The sequence below is a fragment of the Nostoc sp. ATCC 53789 genome (assembly GCF_009873495.1).
GTDB lineage: Bacteria > Cyanobacteriota > Cyanobacteriia > Cyanobacteriales > Nostocaceae > Nostoc > Nostoc muscorum_A.
The window spans coordinates 6,881,480-6,896,174 of the sequence record NZ_CP046703.1 but is presented as its reverse complement, the minus strand read 5'-3'; the positions used below and the strand labels follow the sequence as shown (position 1 = coordinate 6,896,174).

At 43.0% G+C, this 14,695-nt stretch carries 13 protein-coding genes; 5 read left to right on the top strand and 8 right to left on the bottom strand.

Going from position 1 to position 14,695, the window contains the following annotated elements; genetic code table 11:
- Positions 1 to 81 precede the first annotated feature (81 nt).
- The 3 genes from der to psaK all read right to left on the bottom strand — a co-directional run bounded on the left by der (position 82) and on the right by psaK (position 3,498).
- Positions 82 to 1,452 carry a ribosome biogenesis GTPase Der gene (gene der / locus GJB62_RS28525; RefSeq protein WP_114080909.1) on the bottom strand — a complete coding sequence of 457 codons (1,371 nt, stop codon included), beginning with the start codon at positions 1,450 to 1,452 and terminating at the stop codon, positions 82 to 84.
- A gap of 249 nt (positions 1,453 to 1,701) precedes the next feature.
- Positions 1,702 to 2,898: a site-2 protease family protein gene (locus GJB62_RS28520; RefSeq protein WP_114080908.1), complete on the bottom strand. Its 1,197-nt coding sequence runs from the start codon at positions 2,896 to 2,898 to the stop codon at positions 1,702 to 1,704.
- Between the two features lie 345 nt (positions 2,899 to 3,243).
- Positions 3,244 to 3,498: a photosystem I reaction center subunit PsaK gene (gene psaK, locus GJB62_RS28515; protein ID WP_114080907.1), complete on the bottom strand. Its 255-nt coding sequence runs from the start codon at positions 3,496 to 3,498 to the stop codon at positions 3,244 to 3,246.
- Between the two features lie 123 nt (positions 3,499 to 3,621).
- Here psaK and GJB62_RS28510 point away from each other — a divergent pair, with 123 nt between their 5' ends.
- Entirely contained in the window at positions 3,622 to 4,254 is a 633-nt protein-coding gene (locus GJB62_RS28510; RefSeq protein ID WP_114080906.1) for a phosphoribosylanthranilate isomerase, read from the top strand.
- Between the two features lie 157 nt (positions 4,255 to 4,411).
- Here the strand turns inward: GJB62_RS28510 and folE are convergent, their stop codons facing one another.
- From folE to GJB62_RS28485, 5 genes are all read right to left on the bottom strand, one after another.
- On the bottom strand, positions 4,412 to 5,119 hold the full coding sequence (gene folE / locus GJB62_RS28505) for a GTP cyclohydrolase I FolE (protein ID WP_114080905.1): 708 nt from the start codon (positions 5,117 to 5,119) through the stop codon (positions 4,412 to 4,414).
- A 92-nt stretch (positions 5,120 to 5,211) separates the two neighbouring features.
- Positions 5,212 to 5,937 (bottom strand): SDR family oxidoreductase, encoded by a 726-nt coding sequence (locus GJB62_RS28500; RefSeq protein ID WP_114080904.1) that lies wholly within the window; start codon positions 5,935 to 5,937, stop codon positions 5,212 to 5,214.
- A gap of 351 nt (positions 5,938 to 6,288) precedes the next feature.
- Positions 6,289 to 7,269, bottom strand: a complete 981-nt coding sequence (locus tag GJB62_RS28495) for an acetyl-CoA carboxylase carboxyltransferase subunit alpha (RefSeq protein ID WP_114080903.1) — start codon at positions 7,267 to 7,269, stop codon at positions 6,289 to 6,291.
- A 127-nt stretch (positions 7,270 to 7,396) separates the two neighbouring features.
- The gene (locus tag GJB62_RS28490) at positions 7,397 to 8,416 is read right to left on the bottom strand and encodes a long-chain acyl-[acyl-carrier-protein] reductase (RefSeq protein WP_114080902.1); all 1,020 of its coding nucleotides are present in this window, start codon (positions 8,414 to 8,416) and stop codon (positions 7,397 to 7,399) included.
- 126 nt (positions 8,417 to 8,542) lie between these two features.
- A complete protein-coding gene (locus tag GJB62_RS28485; RefSeq protein WP_114080901.1) occupies positions 8,543 to 9,241 on the bottom strand; it encodes an aldehyde oxygenase (deformylating) in 699 nt (232 codons plus the stop codon).
- A 180-nt stretch (positions 9,242 to 9,421) separates the two neighbouring features.
- Here GJB62_RS28485 and GJB62_RS28480 point away from each other — a divergent pair, with 180 nt between their 5' ends.
- The 4 genes from GJB62_RS28480 (at position 9,422) to GJB62_RS28465 (ending at position 14,180) form a co-directional block, all read left to right on the top strand.
- Positions 9,422 to 10,249: a carbohydrate ABC transporter permease gene (locus tag GJB62_RS28480; RefSeq protein WP_114080900.1), complete on the top strand. Its 828-nt coding sequence runs from the start codon at positions 9,422 to 9,424 to the stop codon at positions 10,247 to 10,249.
- A gap of 149 nt (positions 10,250 to 10,398) precedes the next feature.
- The gene (locus GJB62_RS28475; RefSeq protein ID WP_147262457.1) at positions 10,399 to 10,698 is read left to right on the top strand and encodes a hypothetical protein; all 300 of its coding nucleotides are present in this window, start codon (positions 10,399 to 10,401) and stop codon (positions 10,696 to 10,698) included.
- Positions 10,699 to 10,980: 282 nt separating this feature from the next.
- On the top strand, positions 10,981 to 13,425 hold the full coding sequence (locus GJB62_RS28470) for a filamentous hemagglutinin N-terminal domain-containing protein (protein WP_114080898.1): 2,445 nt from the start codon (positions 10,981 to 10,983) through the stop codon (positions 13,423 to 13,425).
- Positions 13,426 to 13,868: 443 nt separating this feature from the next.
- Positions 13,869 to 14,180, top strand: coding sequence for a hypothetical protein (locus GJB62_RS28465; protein WP_114080897.1), 312 nt, complete (start codon positions 13,869 to 13,871; stop codon positions 14,178 to 14,180).
- Positions 14,181 to 14,695 lie beyond the last annotated feature (515 nt).

Below are 14,695 nucleotides of genomic sequence, written 5' to 3'. Positions count from 1 at the left end.
CTAGTCGATAGGGTTGTATAGTTAGCAAGCAATTCTGACTTTAACTCATAACTCTTATACAGACGCGATGAATCGCGTCTCCTAACTTAATTTGACGCGAGTTGCTCTATTAACATTACCAATTTCGGCATCCCGGACTTTTTTACTGCGCCACAGTAAAATAATTGGCGTGCCTTTAAATCCTAGCTGTTGCCGGAATTGACGTTCAATGTACCGCCGATAGTTGTCATTGAAGCGTTTGGAATCATTGACAAATAGTGCGATCGTCGGTGGTTGGCTACTTACTTGTGTACCATAATAAATCTTGCCCTGACGACCACCACGAGATGCTGGCGGTGAATGCCAGCTAACGGCATCTGTTAAGACTTCGTTAATAACTGATGTGCTGACACGCCGTTTGTGTGATTCAGCCGCCGTTTTCACCAATTCGAGAATTTTTTCTACCCGTTGTCCTGACAACGCACTCACAAAAATTGTTTCTGCCCATTCGGTAAAATGTAACCGTGATTGCAGAGTTTTTTCGTAGTCGTAGATTGTGTAAGAGTCTTTTTCGACAGCATCCCACTTATTAACGACGATGATGCAAGCTCGACCTTCTTCGATAATCCGCCCGGCTAATTTTTGGTCTTGCTCTGTGACTCCATCTACAGCATCTAGTACTAATAAAACCACGTCCGCGCGACGAATCGCTTTGAAAGCACGGTTAATACTAAAGAATTCTGTGCCATATTCTATATGTTTCTTTTTGCGAATCCCGGCGGTGTCAATTAGGCGGTAGGTTTGTCCCTCTCGTTCAATGACGGTATCAATAGCATCGCGGGTTGTGCCGGAAATTGGGCTGACAATTGCCCTTTCTTCGCCAACAAAAGAATTGAGTAAGCTCGATTTGCCTACATTTGGGCGGCCCACAATTGCCACTTTGATTTCATTAGTTTCTGGGATGTCTTCAACAGCAGGGATGTGATTAACTAACTCGTCGAGTAACTCTCCTGTGCCACTACCATGAATCGCGGAGATGGGGTATGGTTCGCCCAAACCCAATTCCCAAAACTCGGCAGCTTGCATTAAGCCTTGGTCAGGAGATTCACATTTATTTACAGTTAGTAGCACAGGTACGCGTTGTTGACGCATCCATTCAGCGATTTCTTGGTCTGCCGATGTGGGGCCTGTTTGACCATCTACGACAAAAATTGCGGCACAGGCTTCTGCTAAGGCTGTCATTGCCTGCTGGCGAATCAGTGGTAGAAATTCGGTATCATCATTAAAGACTAATCCACCAGTGTCTACGACTAAAAATTCGCGACCATTCCAGAAAGCTGGCATATAAGTGCGATCGCGTGTCACTCCCGGTTCATCATGGACAATCGCCGTTTGTTCCCCGGCGAGTCGATTAACCAGGGTGGATTTGCCCACATTTGGGCGTCCGATAATTGCAACAATTGGCAGTGCCATAAAACCAGGGTAAGTGAGAGACGTAGTATATCATGTACTTACATTTTACTCACTTTAAGTTTTAATTTAGTTTTCCCATAATTCTGAAGCGATGGGAGAGGTTTCTCTAATTCAAGTTAGTTTGAAAAATAAAAAAGGTAGGAAACCCTACCTCTTACCCAAAAAAAGCATTTTGTAACCAAATACCAAATTCAATATCACACAAGCTTTTGACAAATCTATTGCAAAACTATGACGAGGATATGACGTTTAATTTGCAATTGACTTCGCTATTACTCCCAGTTGCAACCCAGGCGGATAGCTACCTTCTTCTTTTATCCGCTTGATTTCTGCGTCTGTGAGCCGTAAATTTAACTTTTGTGCCAATGTTCGCACAATATCTCCCCGGTCAATTACACCAGCTACAGCACCAGCAGGAGAAAGTACGGTAATTCGAGGTAACTGCTCATTTTCCAGCTTGTTAATTACCTCAGCTATGGTTGTTGCTTCAGTAACAGTGGGTATTTCTGTTAGGGGATGCACAATGCTGTGTAAGGTTTGGGTTTCCCATTCGCTCCTTTGGGTTAAACGAAAATCGTCAATGGAAACCAAACCCCGGTAACGTCCATCAGAAGCAGCAAAATAAATCTGTGAAGGAGCGGTTTCCAACAAGTATAAATCGGCAAAGGAGCGCAGTGTCTGGTCAGCATCGATAACCCGAAAGTCACGAGTCATCGCATCAGCCGCCACCACTTTAAGTAGGCTTTCCTGCAACGTAGTCATGTTGTCATAAGTGTTAGCGTTGCGGACAGCAAACCAACCTAACAGCGCAATCCACAAACCAAGTGCTAACTCCCTTGTCAAGAAATCTACAACAAATCCTAAAGCGATCGCACCATAACCCAAAATTTGCCCAGCCCTTGCAGCCCAGTGTACGGCTTGAAAACGATTACCTGTTATTTGCCATAGTGCTGCTTTTAACACTTGCCCTCCATCTAGAGGCAAGCCAGGAATCATGTTAAATAGTGCTACCACCAAGTTAATTCTCGCCAAATCTCCAACCATGACACTGAGTGGACTAGTATCAGGGATGACAAGAACTCCTAGACTGAGCAGGAAAAATAGTATGATACTCACCAATGGCCCAGCGATCGCTACTTGAAAGGCTTTGAAAGGAGTTTTAGATTCTTCTTCAATCGCAGCAATCCCGCCAAACAGAAACAGAGTAATTGAATTAACTTTAATACCTTGCGATCGGGCTACCAAGCTGTGACCCAACTCATGTAGCAACACCGAACCAAATAGCAGTAGTGCCATAACTATTCCAGCACTCCAAGCTATAGCAGTCCCCCATTCTTGGTAAGCTACCCCAAAGTTAAGGGTTGCCAACCCTAAAATCACAAACCATAACGGGTCTAGAAACAGGGGAATTCCAAATAAAGACCCAATTTTCCAATTTGTTTGCATTACATTGTCCTAAAACTAGATATCGCCAGTAGTTCCTATACAGCAATACTTGCGTATATACTTACACGTATATATCTGAGCATCAATTTGGTAGTGCCGAGTTCCAAAATGCTCTTATTTCTAGAATAAACAATTAATGCCTGTTGGACATTGGGCATTGAACATGAAGAAGAGACAAGGGAGACAAGAGAGAGACTTGTTCAATAATTCCCCCTTGTCCTCCTTGTCCCCCTGCCTCCCCTGGCTGATGCTTATGAGTTACCTTGCTGGAGAAAGAACTAAAATCGTTTTGAAAAGTTTTGTATTGATCGTGGCGTTATAAGCAACGCCGCGATCATCGCAAAACTACAGACGACCGATGTTAGTCAGTCCTAAAACGATACCAATGCCAACAATATGACCAAAAGCCATCGCACCAACAAATGTTGGAATACTAATCGGCAGGATGGGGAACTTGGGGCCAACTAAGGGTTTTTCGATCCTAGTACTTAGTAAAACCATTACTAAGCTACTGATGCTGATGATAATACCTACTGTAGGATTCCACGCAGGTGTGGCGGGAACAGTTGCAGCTGCTACTAGTAAAATAGAGGAAATCAAGCTTTTGTCTCCTAAACAGAAAGTTAATCGTAGACCTCAAGATTATAAAATTACAAGGCCCAAAAGTTTTTGAGATAGTTTAGACTTTTCAAATGATTATTCTAAATATTTTGTTATATTTTCATGCGCGTTAAAATTTGCGGCATTACTCAACCACAGCAGTCTATAGCGATCGCTTCTCTGGGCGCAACAGCACTAGGATTTATTTGTGTACCAAACTCCCCTCGCTACGTGACTACATCCCAAATTCGGGCAGCTGTGGCAGAACTCCCAGCAAATATTGACACAATTGGAGTTTTTGCCAACGCTAGTATCCCTGAAATCAGCCAGATAGTTGTTGATTCTGGGTTGACGGGGATTCAGTTACACGGGGATGAGTTACCAGATTTTTGCTACCAATTACGTCAAGCTTTACCAAATGTCGAAATTATTAAAGCACTTAGAATTCGTAGTCTTGAGCATCTGGGCACGGCGGCTGATTACACAAAATACGTAGATACTTTACTCCTGGATGCCTACCATCCCGAACAACTTGGTGGTACAGGTAAAACCTTAGATTGGAAAATATTAGAGCAATTTAACCCCAATTGCCCTTGGTTTTTAGCTGGGGGATTAACAGCAGATAATATTGTGGAAGCTTTAAGTCAGGTTAATCCCAGTGGCGTTGATTTATCTAGTGGTGTGGAACGCGCACCTGGAGATAAGGATTTAGATAAAGTAACCAAGTTGTTTGAGAAATTGGGGGGTAGGGAGTAGGGAGCAGGCGGCAAGGAGAAAGGGAGTAGGGGAGGCAAGGGGGACAAGGGGACAACGGGAAAAGAGGTGAGAACTTGAAACAAGTCTTTCCCCTTGTCCCCAATTCTCCTTGTCCCCAAGTCCTCTTCCCAATTCCCAATTCCCCATTCCCCATTCCCTAAAAGAATGCTGGTTGATGGCGAATCAAGTTAAAAAATTCTTCGCGGGTTTTATGCTCTTCTTGGAACACGCCAACCATTGCGCTAGTGACAGTCCAAGAACCTGGTTTTTGTACGCCTCGCATTACCATACACATGTGGCTAGCTTCCATCACAACGGCTACGCCTTGGGGTTCTAGAATGGTCTGAATTGCTTCGGCAATTTGGCGGGTTAACCTCTCCTGGACTTGCAAGCGACGGGAATACATCTCAACAATGCGGGCCAGTTTGCTCAGTCCTACAACTTTTTGGTTGGGGATATAAGCAACGTGCGCTCTACCCATAAATGGCAGCATGTGGTGTTCGCACAGACTAAAAAAATTAATGTCTCGGACTAGTACCATCTCGTTATGCCCTTCATCAAAGATGGCATCGTTAACGAGTTCTTCAAGGGATTGGTTGTAGCCACTGGTAAGAAACCGCATTGCCTCGGCCACTCGCTTTGGTGTTTTGAGGAGTCCTTCGCGTTCAGGATCTTCGCCAACGCCCAATATTATTTTCCGCACTGCATCCTTCATTTCCTCTATATGTTCCTCTTTTGGCGGGAACAAATCAGCTTGTCGCCCGTTATTCGTATTGCGATCGGGTCTAGGAGTTATGGCTTCTGCCAAGTCGGGAATCAGAGGCGATTGAGAGTAATTGGAACCGTTGGAACTAGCGATAGTCATGATTCAGTCTTGGTTATGGTTTGAAAGTTGGTCATTAGTCATTAGTCATTAGTACATTGGTCATTTGCAAAGGACTGATGACAAAGGATAAATTAAAGTGCGCCAGCACTGGGCATCAGGGTCAATTCGTCTATAACTGCCTGTTGTGGTAACAGAACTGTGTAAAGAATTGACTGAGCCACTATTTCCGGGGTTAACATCTTAGAACGGTCTAAGTCGACATGGACTGTTTCTGTGTCCCAAAGTTCGGTATTGACTGCGCCAGGAGAGATAGCTGTGACACGAATGCCGTGGGTACGTTCTTCTTGTGCAAGGGTTTGAGAGAGGGCAATCAAACCAGCTTTACTGACGCTGTATGCTCCCCAACCGGGAAACGGTTGCTTGGCAGCAATTGAAGCGACGTTGATAATTGTGCCTGTGCCCCGATCGCGCATTGAAGGTAAAATTCCTAAAATGCACTGAAACACGCTGGTAAGATTCAAGTCAATTACCTGCTGCCATCCTTCTAGGGGAGTTTCGCTCAAAGTGGCTGTATAGGCAATGCCCGCACTGTTTACCAGAATGTCTATATCACCAAAGTCAAGAGCGATCGCTTGGATTTTTTCTTTTACTTCAAAGATCCGCGCTAAATCTACAGCGTAAGCTTTCGCTTCTACCCCAGTATGCTGTACAGCTTCTGCCACCGCCTCTAACTTATTCAAAGAACGGCTGACTAAGGCGACATCTATTCCGGCTTTGGCAAAGGCTAAAGCCGTTGCTTTCCCAATTCCACTACTGGCCCCAGTAATCAGGGCGCGTCGTTTTTGCTCAACATTCATGATGTCTCCCAATTTTTTGGCAGTTCCCACCTAGTACCACCCAATTATTCACATTTATCGGTTTAGATAGATTAAAGGAATCTAAAAATCTGATGATTTCCATTAAGCAACTGCTATGATGCAGTGCAATAGTGGGCATATTGTGGGTTTTATCAGTGAAGACAACAAATCGTCGCCTGGAAAACCACGCCGTACACTCAAATTAGATTACTCAATAACACAAAAGCTACTCAATTTGATTGAGTAGATTTGCCAAACATGCAAATGCCTATGGCCAGATTGTTAAAAATCTTTAAGCACATAGGCAATTATAGCATTGCTGCTTTACTAATCCATCATTAGGTAATGGTTTTAGTGGGCAACTTCTGTAAAAACACCAATTTTACGGAATTTTTCATAACGTAGTTGGCGGCGTTCTGGAGCGGTTAAATGGTTAAGTTCGTCCAAATTTTCTAGCAGAACTTGCTTGAGCGTGGTAGCAGCTTTTAAAGGATCGGAATGAGCGCCACCAGTGGGTTCAGGCAGTATTTGGTCGATAATTCCCAATCTTTTGAGGTCGTGGGAAATAATTTTCAGCGCAACGGCGGCTTGAGGAGCTTTACCAGCATCTTTCCACAAAATGGCGGCACAGGCTTCGGGGGTGGCGACAGTATAAACGGAGTGTTCAAACATGAGCAGGCGATCGCCTACACCAATACCAAGTGCGCCACCAGAACCACCTTCACCAATAACTGTGCAGATAATTGGCACATCTAAGCAAAACATTTCCCGCAAGTTGTAAGCGATCGCTTCTCCTTGACCTTGATGTTCTGCTTCCACTCCAGACCAAGCCCCTGGTGTGTCGATAAAAGTTAGTATGGGCATACTAAACTTATTAGCGTGTTCCATCAAGCGCATGGCTTTGCGGTAGCCGCCAGGATAAGGCATTCCAAAGTTACGGGCAATATTGTCTTTGGTATCACGACCTTTTTGATGACCCAACATCACCACAGGTTGCCCACTCAGACGACCGACTCCACCAACTAAAGCCGGATCGTCACCACCACAGCGATCGCCATGCAATTCCATCCATTCATCGCTAATAGCCTGAATGTAATCGAGAGTACTGGGACGACGCGGATGACGAGCGACTTGCAATCGCTGGGAAGGCGATAGACTAGTAAAAATTTCCTCACGTAGTTGCATGGCGCGTGCTTCTAGTTGACGAATTTGACCAGAAACATCAACGCCATTTTCTTCTGCAAGTTGCCGAATTTGATCGATTCGGGTTGCAAGTTCTGCTAGGGGCTTTTCAAAATCTAACAGTAGCGGTTTACGCTCGGTAGTTGCCATCGTAGGGTTTATCAATTACGAGTTATAAGTTATCTATCTTTTGTCCTTTGCCCTTTGTCCTTTGTCCTTTGTCCTTTGCAAATAACAAATGACCAATGACTAATGACCAAGGACAAATGACTAATGACTAAACCAACAACGGTCTAAATCCATGTTTTACTGACACCCGGCCAATCTGCTCCATTTTATCTACGGTAATCTGATTCCGTCCCCACGAAAAGTTCGTGTATAACTTCTCAAATTCCAGCAGCATTGATTCGGCAAAACAGGCAAACAGCTGACGGGCTGGCACGTCCATATTGACTATTTTCATAATTTTCCAGTCAATATCCAGGGAATGCTCTACAATCCCACCATTTAACACGTGTACGCCAGGATATTGAATTTTTGTCGCTAAGTTTTTAGGATAGCCACCATCAATCAACAAACAGGGTTGTTTCAAAGTGGTAGGGTCAATTTCCACGCCTCTGGGCATACTAGCAACCCAAACTACAACATCGGCTTGGGGTAGCGCTTCTGTCAAACCCATGATTTTCCCCCGCCCCAGTTCGCCTTGCAACTCTTTGAGACGTTCTTGATCACGGGCGATTAGCAGGAGTTCTTGGACATCTGTTCTCGCATCTAACCAGCGTGTAACGGCACTACCAATATCCCCAGTTGCTCCACATACCGCAACAGTTGCGTTTGATAGATTAATTCCCAGTTGTTTGGATGCTTCTTCCACCTGCTTACAAATAATGTAGGCAGTATGCGTGTTTCCTGTGGTGAAGCGTTCAAACTCTAGTTTGATATTGCGGACTTGGCTAAACTGCTCTAACTTAAAGTTTTCAAAAATAATCGAGGAAAATCCGCCTAAAGCTGTGATGTTAATGCCGTGCTTCTGTGCATGGGCCATGGCGTTGAGGATTTTCCGTGTGGCGGCTTTGATGCGGCGACTAGCTAGCATTTCCGGCAAAAAGCAAGATTCTACATACCGTCCTTCAATTTGTTGCCCAGTAACACTGGTGACAATAATAGTATCGACAATTTGCGGCGGGGCGCTGCACCAAAAGTCTAGCCCTTGATCGGCATATTCTGGGTATCCCAATTCTTGGGCTACCGCTTGAGCGTGTTCTAAACTAGTCAGATGTCCAATTAGACCAAACATGTAGTGATTATTAGGCTTATGCTGTCTTGAGGGGGGGGATTTAGGAGAGTTAGGAGTTGTGGGTTAGGAGTTCTGAGTTCTGAATTTGAACTACTCAGCACTCAGCACTCGTTAGTCAGCACTTTTTTAAGCACCTATGAGTCCGTAGGCTGACAAGCGCATGATATCGCGAGTCGTAAAACCAATGTTACTCAATGCTTCACCATACTGAATCATGAAGTCTTCTACCAAAGCATCTTTTTCCATTGCCATTGTGTGGGCATCACCTTCTACTTGGTTGAGCATTTTCCAGACGATGGGTAGGTTCTGGCGATTTGCAAGTTCAAGTTCAGCTTTGGATTCTGCAAAGTGTTCTTTCAACCAAACTTCTCCAAAATTGAGGTGGCTGTATTCTTCTTTAACTACTCCTTCAGTAATTTTGCGGGCAAAATCGTCGGCAACGGGGATGTAAATGTTATATGCTGCGATCGCAAAACATTCAATAATTAAAGACTGAATCAACAGACAAGTAACCACTTTTCCCGATGCCGCGGCTGTTTGAAAATTTTGGTGTAGGCCGGAGAAAAACTCTTTGGCAAATGGCAAATCTGGTGTAACAGCCAAATTGCGCCCACAAGCTTCAAATCCTTTCTTATGGCGGCTTTCCATCTTGGATAGGCGAATTAATTCATCATGAGATTCTGGCAGCAGTTGGGCTAGTGTGATGTAATTTTCATGGGCTTCTTGTTCCCCTTCAATCACGATCGCATTAATCCGGCTATAAGCATCTTTGTATGTTTCGCTTTTGAAATCTAATTCTTTAAATTGGTCTGTAAGCTGCTGCATGGTTATGTTTACTCCCGTAAAACTGAATTATTTGACACCAGGATTCGATTTACCCTATGAACTGAGGGTAACAATCTCTGTGGTTTAATTTAACTTAACAAGTAGACTATGTTTATAGATTAATGGTTGCTGGGGGCAATGCTCTAGTACTAGCGAAATAAATGCTTTGCGGCTCAAGTTATGTCTAAACCAAACCCGAATCTGAAATCTGGTGATTTTTTGAGCCTAGTAGTCTTACTGCTAGGGGCATTTATCGTTTTACTACCGCTATTTGTGGTTCTTCTCACCTCCTTTGCATCGACAGCCGCCAGCCCAGAAAATTTGTCTAAAAATAACTGGTCTTTAGCTAATTACCGCGTTGCATGGCAACAGGGAAAATTTTTGCTGGCGTTTGCTAATTCTACCTTGGTAGCGATCGCTGTGACGGCGTTTCAGATTGTCACTTCTGCTTTGGCTGGTTACGCCTTAGCACGGCTGAAGTTTCGGGGACGGCAAGCACTGCTATTGGTTGTTTTAGCAACTTTGGTAATTCCTTTTCAGTTATTGGTGATTCCCATCTTTTTGGTTTTGAAGTGGGGACACTTGATAAATACATACTGGGCGCTCATTTTACCAACTGCTGTCAATGGGTTTGGGATTTTCTTATTACGTCAGTATTTCCAGACAATTCCTGTGGAATTAGAGGAAGCCGCAGCCATAGATGGGGCAACCAGGTTACAAATATTGTGGCGGGTAATGTTACCTTTAGCCCGTCCAGCCTTGGTGACGCTGTTTTTGTTCACCTTCATCGGCGAATGGAATGATTTGTTTAAACCTCTGGTATTTACAACCCGTCCCGAATTAAGAACAGTGCAACTGGCGTTGGCTGAGTTTCAAGAACAATTTACGAATAATTGGCCTTTGATGATGGCGGCGGTGACAATAGCGACAGTTCCAGTGATGGTGTTATTTTTCATCGGTCAGCGTCAGTTTATTCAAGGTATTGCTGCAACGGGAATAAAGAATTAGCAAAGGAAGCTGTCTGAATTTTAGATTTTGGTGAAGCGCGAGATAAGTAAATTCAGTAGTAAGATATGAATTTTTATGAAGTTATGCGTAATTGTTCCGGGTCAAGCTGAAGCAGAATTATACACATTCTGTAGGAAATGGAAACAATCATGAATCCTGAGACATTACAACAATTACAAGCCGAGATTGAACAAAAACTCCTTGAAAGCGTTAATAACGCTGGTTTATACAGTGTGCTTGAGAAGTACGGTGTCTTAGATGATAGAGCTTTAATCGTTCAATGGCAGTGTAATCTTGACCCAAATAAAATCAAATCTGATAATGCAGTTAATAACCAGCAAGTAAATGAGTTATTGCCGGTAACTCCAAAACAAGAAATTGTGCTGATGGAAAAATCATGGTGTATTCCTTGCCCTTCAACTGGCAGTCCTCTAGGTTGTAACTGCTAAATAATTTAGTTTTTAGACTGTAAAAAGTTTATTCTAGTGAGTATACAAATACTGAACTTTGCATTTACTAGTTAGGTTACAGAGATAATTTCAAGTATCACGATAAGTTAGTGAGCAAGGACAAATAAAATTATCTTACGCAATGTAAGATTAATTAGATTGGCTCGTAGTAAGGGATGAATCCCTTATTACAAACCTTTAATTTTTCACACTCACTTAACTTATTTAACTAGCAAAGAGCAGTATTTTAATATACTCTTATTTTTTGGGTGCAAGTTTGTCATGTCTCGATACCGAAGTAGTTGGTACTGGGAGTTAGGGATAGTGAGTACATTAGCAATTGCTGGAGTACTCACTTTCTTTGAGAGTTTTGTCTTAGCCCAAATACAAAAAGATGGCACACTTGAATCTGAAAGTTCAATCATTACACCAAAGCTAATCGATGGTCAGCTTATAGACCAGATTGATGGTGGGGCAGTTCGTGGTACAAACTTATTCCACAGCTTTGAACAGTTTTCTGTCTCTGCGGAAAGGACAGCCTACTTTAACAATGCAATAGATATTCAGAACATTATCAGTCGGGTGACGGGTAATTCGATTTCTAAGATAGATGGGATTCTGAAAGCTAACGGCACGGCGAATCTGTTTCTGATTAACCCTAACGGCATTATTTTTGGGCCCAATGCTTCTTTAAATATTGGCGGTTCATTTGTGGCAACTACGGCGAGTAGCTTGAACTTTGCTGATGGTACAAAGTTTAGTGCTACATCTCCTCAAGCTAAACCTCTACTGACATTAAGTGTTCCCATTGGCTTACAATTTGGAGCAACTGCGGCTCCCATCCGCAATCAATCTCAAGCAAGTCCAGATGGCGCAGTTAATATCTTTGGACAAGGCGTTGGTTTACAGGTGCAGCGAGGCAAAACCTTGGCACTTATAGGCGGTAATATCACGCTAGAGGGCGGAAATATAACGGCAAGGTCAGGAAGGGTTGAATTAGGAAGCGTTGCTGGCAATAGTCTGGTCAGTTTAAGCCCAACCAACCAAGGTTGGGTTTTGGGATATGAAGGTGTTCAAAATTTCCAGAATATCGAAATCATCCAGTTAAATAAAATTCCATCGATTGTAGATACTCATGGAAATGGTAGCGGCAATATCCACCTGCAAGGGGGACTTGTGCGAGTAGCTGGCAGTTTCCTAATTCTAGTTAATCCCTTGAGAGCGCAATCAGGAGGGAATTTGACAGTAAACGCTTCAGATTCTGTAGTAATTGAAAAAGATTCACAACTGTTTACTCAGAGTTTTTCCAACGCAAACTCTGGAAACATAAATGTAAATACTAAGAAGTTGGTAGTCAGAAGTGGAGCGCAATTGCAGGGGCAATTGACCATAAACGCTTCAGATTCCGTGGAATTAATTGGTGGCACTAACATCCCTCTCTTTCGAGATGGTAGTGATTTAATATCCAGTGGATTATTTAGTGCAACTTACGGCAATAAAAATGCTGGCAACATCATAATTAATACTGGAAGGTTGCGTATCGAAGGAGGAGCAAGAATATCAACAAGTTCTGAGGGCATATATAGGTTTATTCCTAACCAACTTACACCAGCTACAGGCAATGCAGGAAACTTGACAGTGAACGCTTCCGAGTCGGTAGAACTAATTGGAACTTCACCAAATGGTTCTAAGCTCAGTAGCTTGTTTTCTGGGACTCAAGGGCCTGGAGATGGCGGAAACTTGACCCTAACTACAGGGCAATTGATTATCAAAGATGGGGCAGCAATAACTGTGAGCAGCCAAGCTCGAAAAAATGTAATCTATATCGGAGATCCAAATAATCTTGGAAAAGCAGGCTATTTAAATATAACCGCTCGCTCCATACTTCTCGACAACAAAGGAAAACTCATATCTAATAGTGAGTCAGGTAAAGGTGGGAATATTACCCTACAGGTGCAGAACTTATTATTGATGCGCCGCGAAAGTCAAATCACCACTAACGCAGGTACAACAGGACTGGGTGGAGATGGCGGTAATATCATCATCAATGCACCTAATGGTTTCATCGTCGCTACTCCCTTGGGAAATAACGATATCACCGCCAATGCCTTCTCTGACTCTGGTGGTAAAATCACAATCACCGCTAAGAACATTTTTGGATTTGTGCCCCGCACTCGTGCAGACGTAGAAAAACTCGATCGCGAAGAAATCAATCCGAATAACGTGCGAACAAGTGACATCACGGCGTTTTCTCAGCAAAACCCTTCATTAAATGGCACGGTACGAATCAACTCACCAGATGTTGACCCTAGTCAAGGATTAGTGGAATTGCCTGTAAATTTGGTTGATGCTTCCCAGCAAATTGTTGCTGGTTGTAATTCTGGTGGAAAAATAGCCAGAAGTTCATTTATTACAACTGGGCGTGGAGGAATAGCCCCCAATCCCACGGAGCCATTAATAGCTGATGATGCGGTGCTAGCAGATTGGATTGCATTGGAGCCAGAGAGTCAGAATCGTGCTGAGGGTATCCAGAAGAGAGTGGTTGTTCACAAGCAGAGAAACACAGAAGAATCACAGAAGGTTAATTCTGTCAATGAACCTACTCAAATTGTGGAAGCTCAAGGATGGGTAGTGGATGCCAATGGGAACGTGGTTTTGGTTGCTCAAGTACCTACTGCGTCGCCTCATAATTCTTCACTCATCGCTACATCTTGCGCTGGTAATTAAAATTTGAGATTCTCGTCAATTTTGTCGGTGCGCCGGCGTAGTCCGTCGTAGACATCGCTTTTTCGCAATGACCCTCATGCAAGCGATCGCTCTCTCTACTCAACTCATCTGTCGGTGCGTTGGTGTAGCTCACCGTTCGCGTAGGGTCTCGTAGAGAAGGTATAGCCTCTTTGTCAGGTTGGTAGCCAGATTCATGAAGGCTTTAAGGAAATCCAGCAGAAATATATGAAGTTTTGTTACACAATGCGTAATTATAACTAGCCAAGCTGAAGTCATAATTATGGGAGTTCGCAAGAGGGTTAGAAACCTAATGCTGTCGTGCCACTCTAGACTCTGTATCCTTAATTTCTTCGTCGCCAAACTGTACTAATCGAAGTCAGGTTAAATTAGTACATCACAAGATAAGTCCACACATTTACCAGTCTGCAAGGAGAGCAAAATTCATGGAATCTCAAGTTTCACAGCAAGCAGTCATTGAGTCTGAAACTTTAGAGCGGTTAGAAGAAAAAATTCAGCAGGAAATTATAGAAATGTTGAAAAACTCTAATTTCCGCACGCTACTCGAAGAAAACGGTATATCAAAAGATAGAGTCCTGAAAATTAAGCTTGAGTGCAATATCGAACTAGCTCCAATTCCATCTACTGATGCTGTTGAGAACAAGCAACCCCAGGGATTTTTGCCAAAGGATTTAGGCCCTGTTGTCATGAAATTGCAATGCTGTGAGGACTGGCGGGGATATTGCGTTAAATGCTAGAAAACCGTAGCGGTATTGTTAACTTAACACCTAATCTCGATTAATTGAGAATAAAGGTAAGGGACTTCCAAATAAAAAATATCTAACTACTTGTTGTAGGGTGTGCCTCTCGCCCGCCCTTAACTATAGGCGGATAAGACTTCGGCGTGAGCGCTCAGTCCTTCGACAAGGCTCAGGAACTATCGAAGGCTGTCCACCCCACAAGATTGGATAATTTGTTTCTTTGTAATTCCTAATAGCGCTGCTCTAAAAAGCTAATTGTTTTTTTAGTAATGTTATAAGACTTCCTTCTTATGCATAATAAGCAAACATTTCAATGCTAGAAAACTGTAGCGGTATATCAACTTAATATCTGTCATTGTAGCTTATTTAGAATAAAAGTAATAGCATTACTATGAGAAACCAAATCAATTTTTAGTAATGTCACAGAATTGTATTTTTATTCTCAATCAGCAAGCTTATTAATAGTTAAGTTAGCAATATTGCTTTTAGCTAAGTAGAATAAAAACTTTTTG

Coding starts and splice junctions, on each gene's coding strand:
- GJB62_RS28485 (WP_114080901.1), bottom strand. CDS start 9,241: ATGCAGCAGCTTACAGACCAATTTAAAGAATTAGATTTCAAAAGCGAA.
- GJB62_RS28465 (WP_114080897.1), top strand. CDS start 13,869: ATGGAATCTCAAGTTTCACAGCAAGCAGTCATTGAGTCTGAAACTTTA.
- GJB62_RS28480 (WP_114080900.1), top strand. CDS start 9,422: ATGTCTAAACCAAACCCGAATCTGAAATCTGGTGATTTTTTGAGCCTA.
- GJB62_RS28520 (WP_114080908.1), bottom strand. CDS start 2,898: ATGCAAACAAATTGGAAAATTGGGTCTTTATTTGGAATTCCCCTGTTT.
- GJB62_RS28490 (WP_114080902.1), bottom strand. CDS start 8,416: ATGTTTGGTCTAATTGGACATCTGACTAGTTTAGAACACGCTCAAGCG.
- GJB62_RS28510 (WP_114080906.1), top strand. CDS start 3,622: ATGCGCGTTAAAATTTGCGGCATTACTCAACCACAGCAGTCTATAGCG.
- folE (WP_114080905.1), bottom strand. CDS start 5,119: ATGACTATCGCTAGTTCCAACGGTTCCAATTACTCTCAATCGCCTCTG.
- GJB62_RS28495 (WP_114080903.1), bottom strand. CDS start 7,269: ATGGCAACTACCGAGCGTAAACCGCTACTGTTAGATTTTGAAAAGCCC.
- der (WP_114080909.1), bottom strand. CDS start 1,452: ATGGCACTGCCAATTGTTGCAATTATCGGACGCCCAAATGTGGGCAAA.
- GJB62_RS28470 (WP_114080898.1), top strand. CDS start 10,981: ATGTCTCGATACCGAAGTAGTTGGTACTGGGAGTTAGGGATAGTGAGT.
- GJB62_RS28500 (WP_114080904.1), bottom strand. CDS start 5,937: ATGAATGTTGAGCAAAAACGACGCGCCCTGATTACTGGGGCCAGTAGT.
- GJB62_RS28475 (WP_147262457.1), top strand. CDS start 10,399: ATGAATCCTGAGACATTACAACAATTACAAGCCGAGATTGAACAAAAA.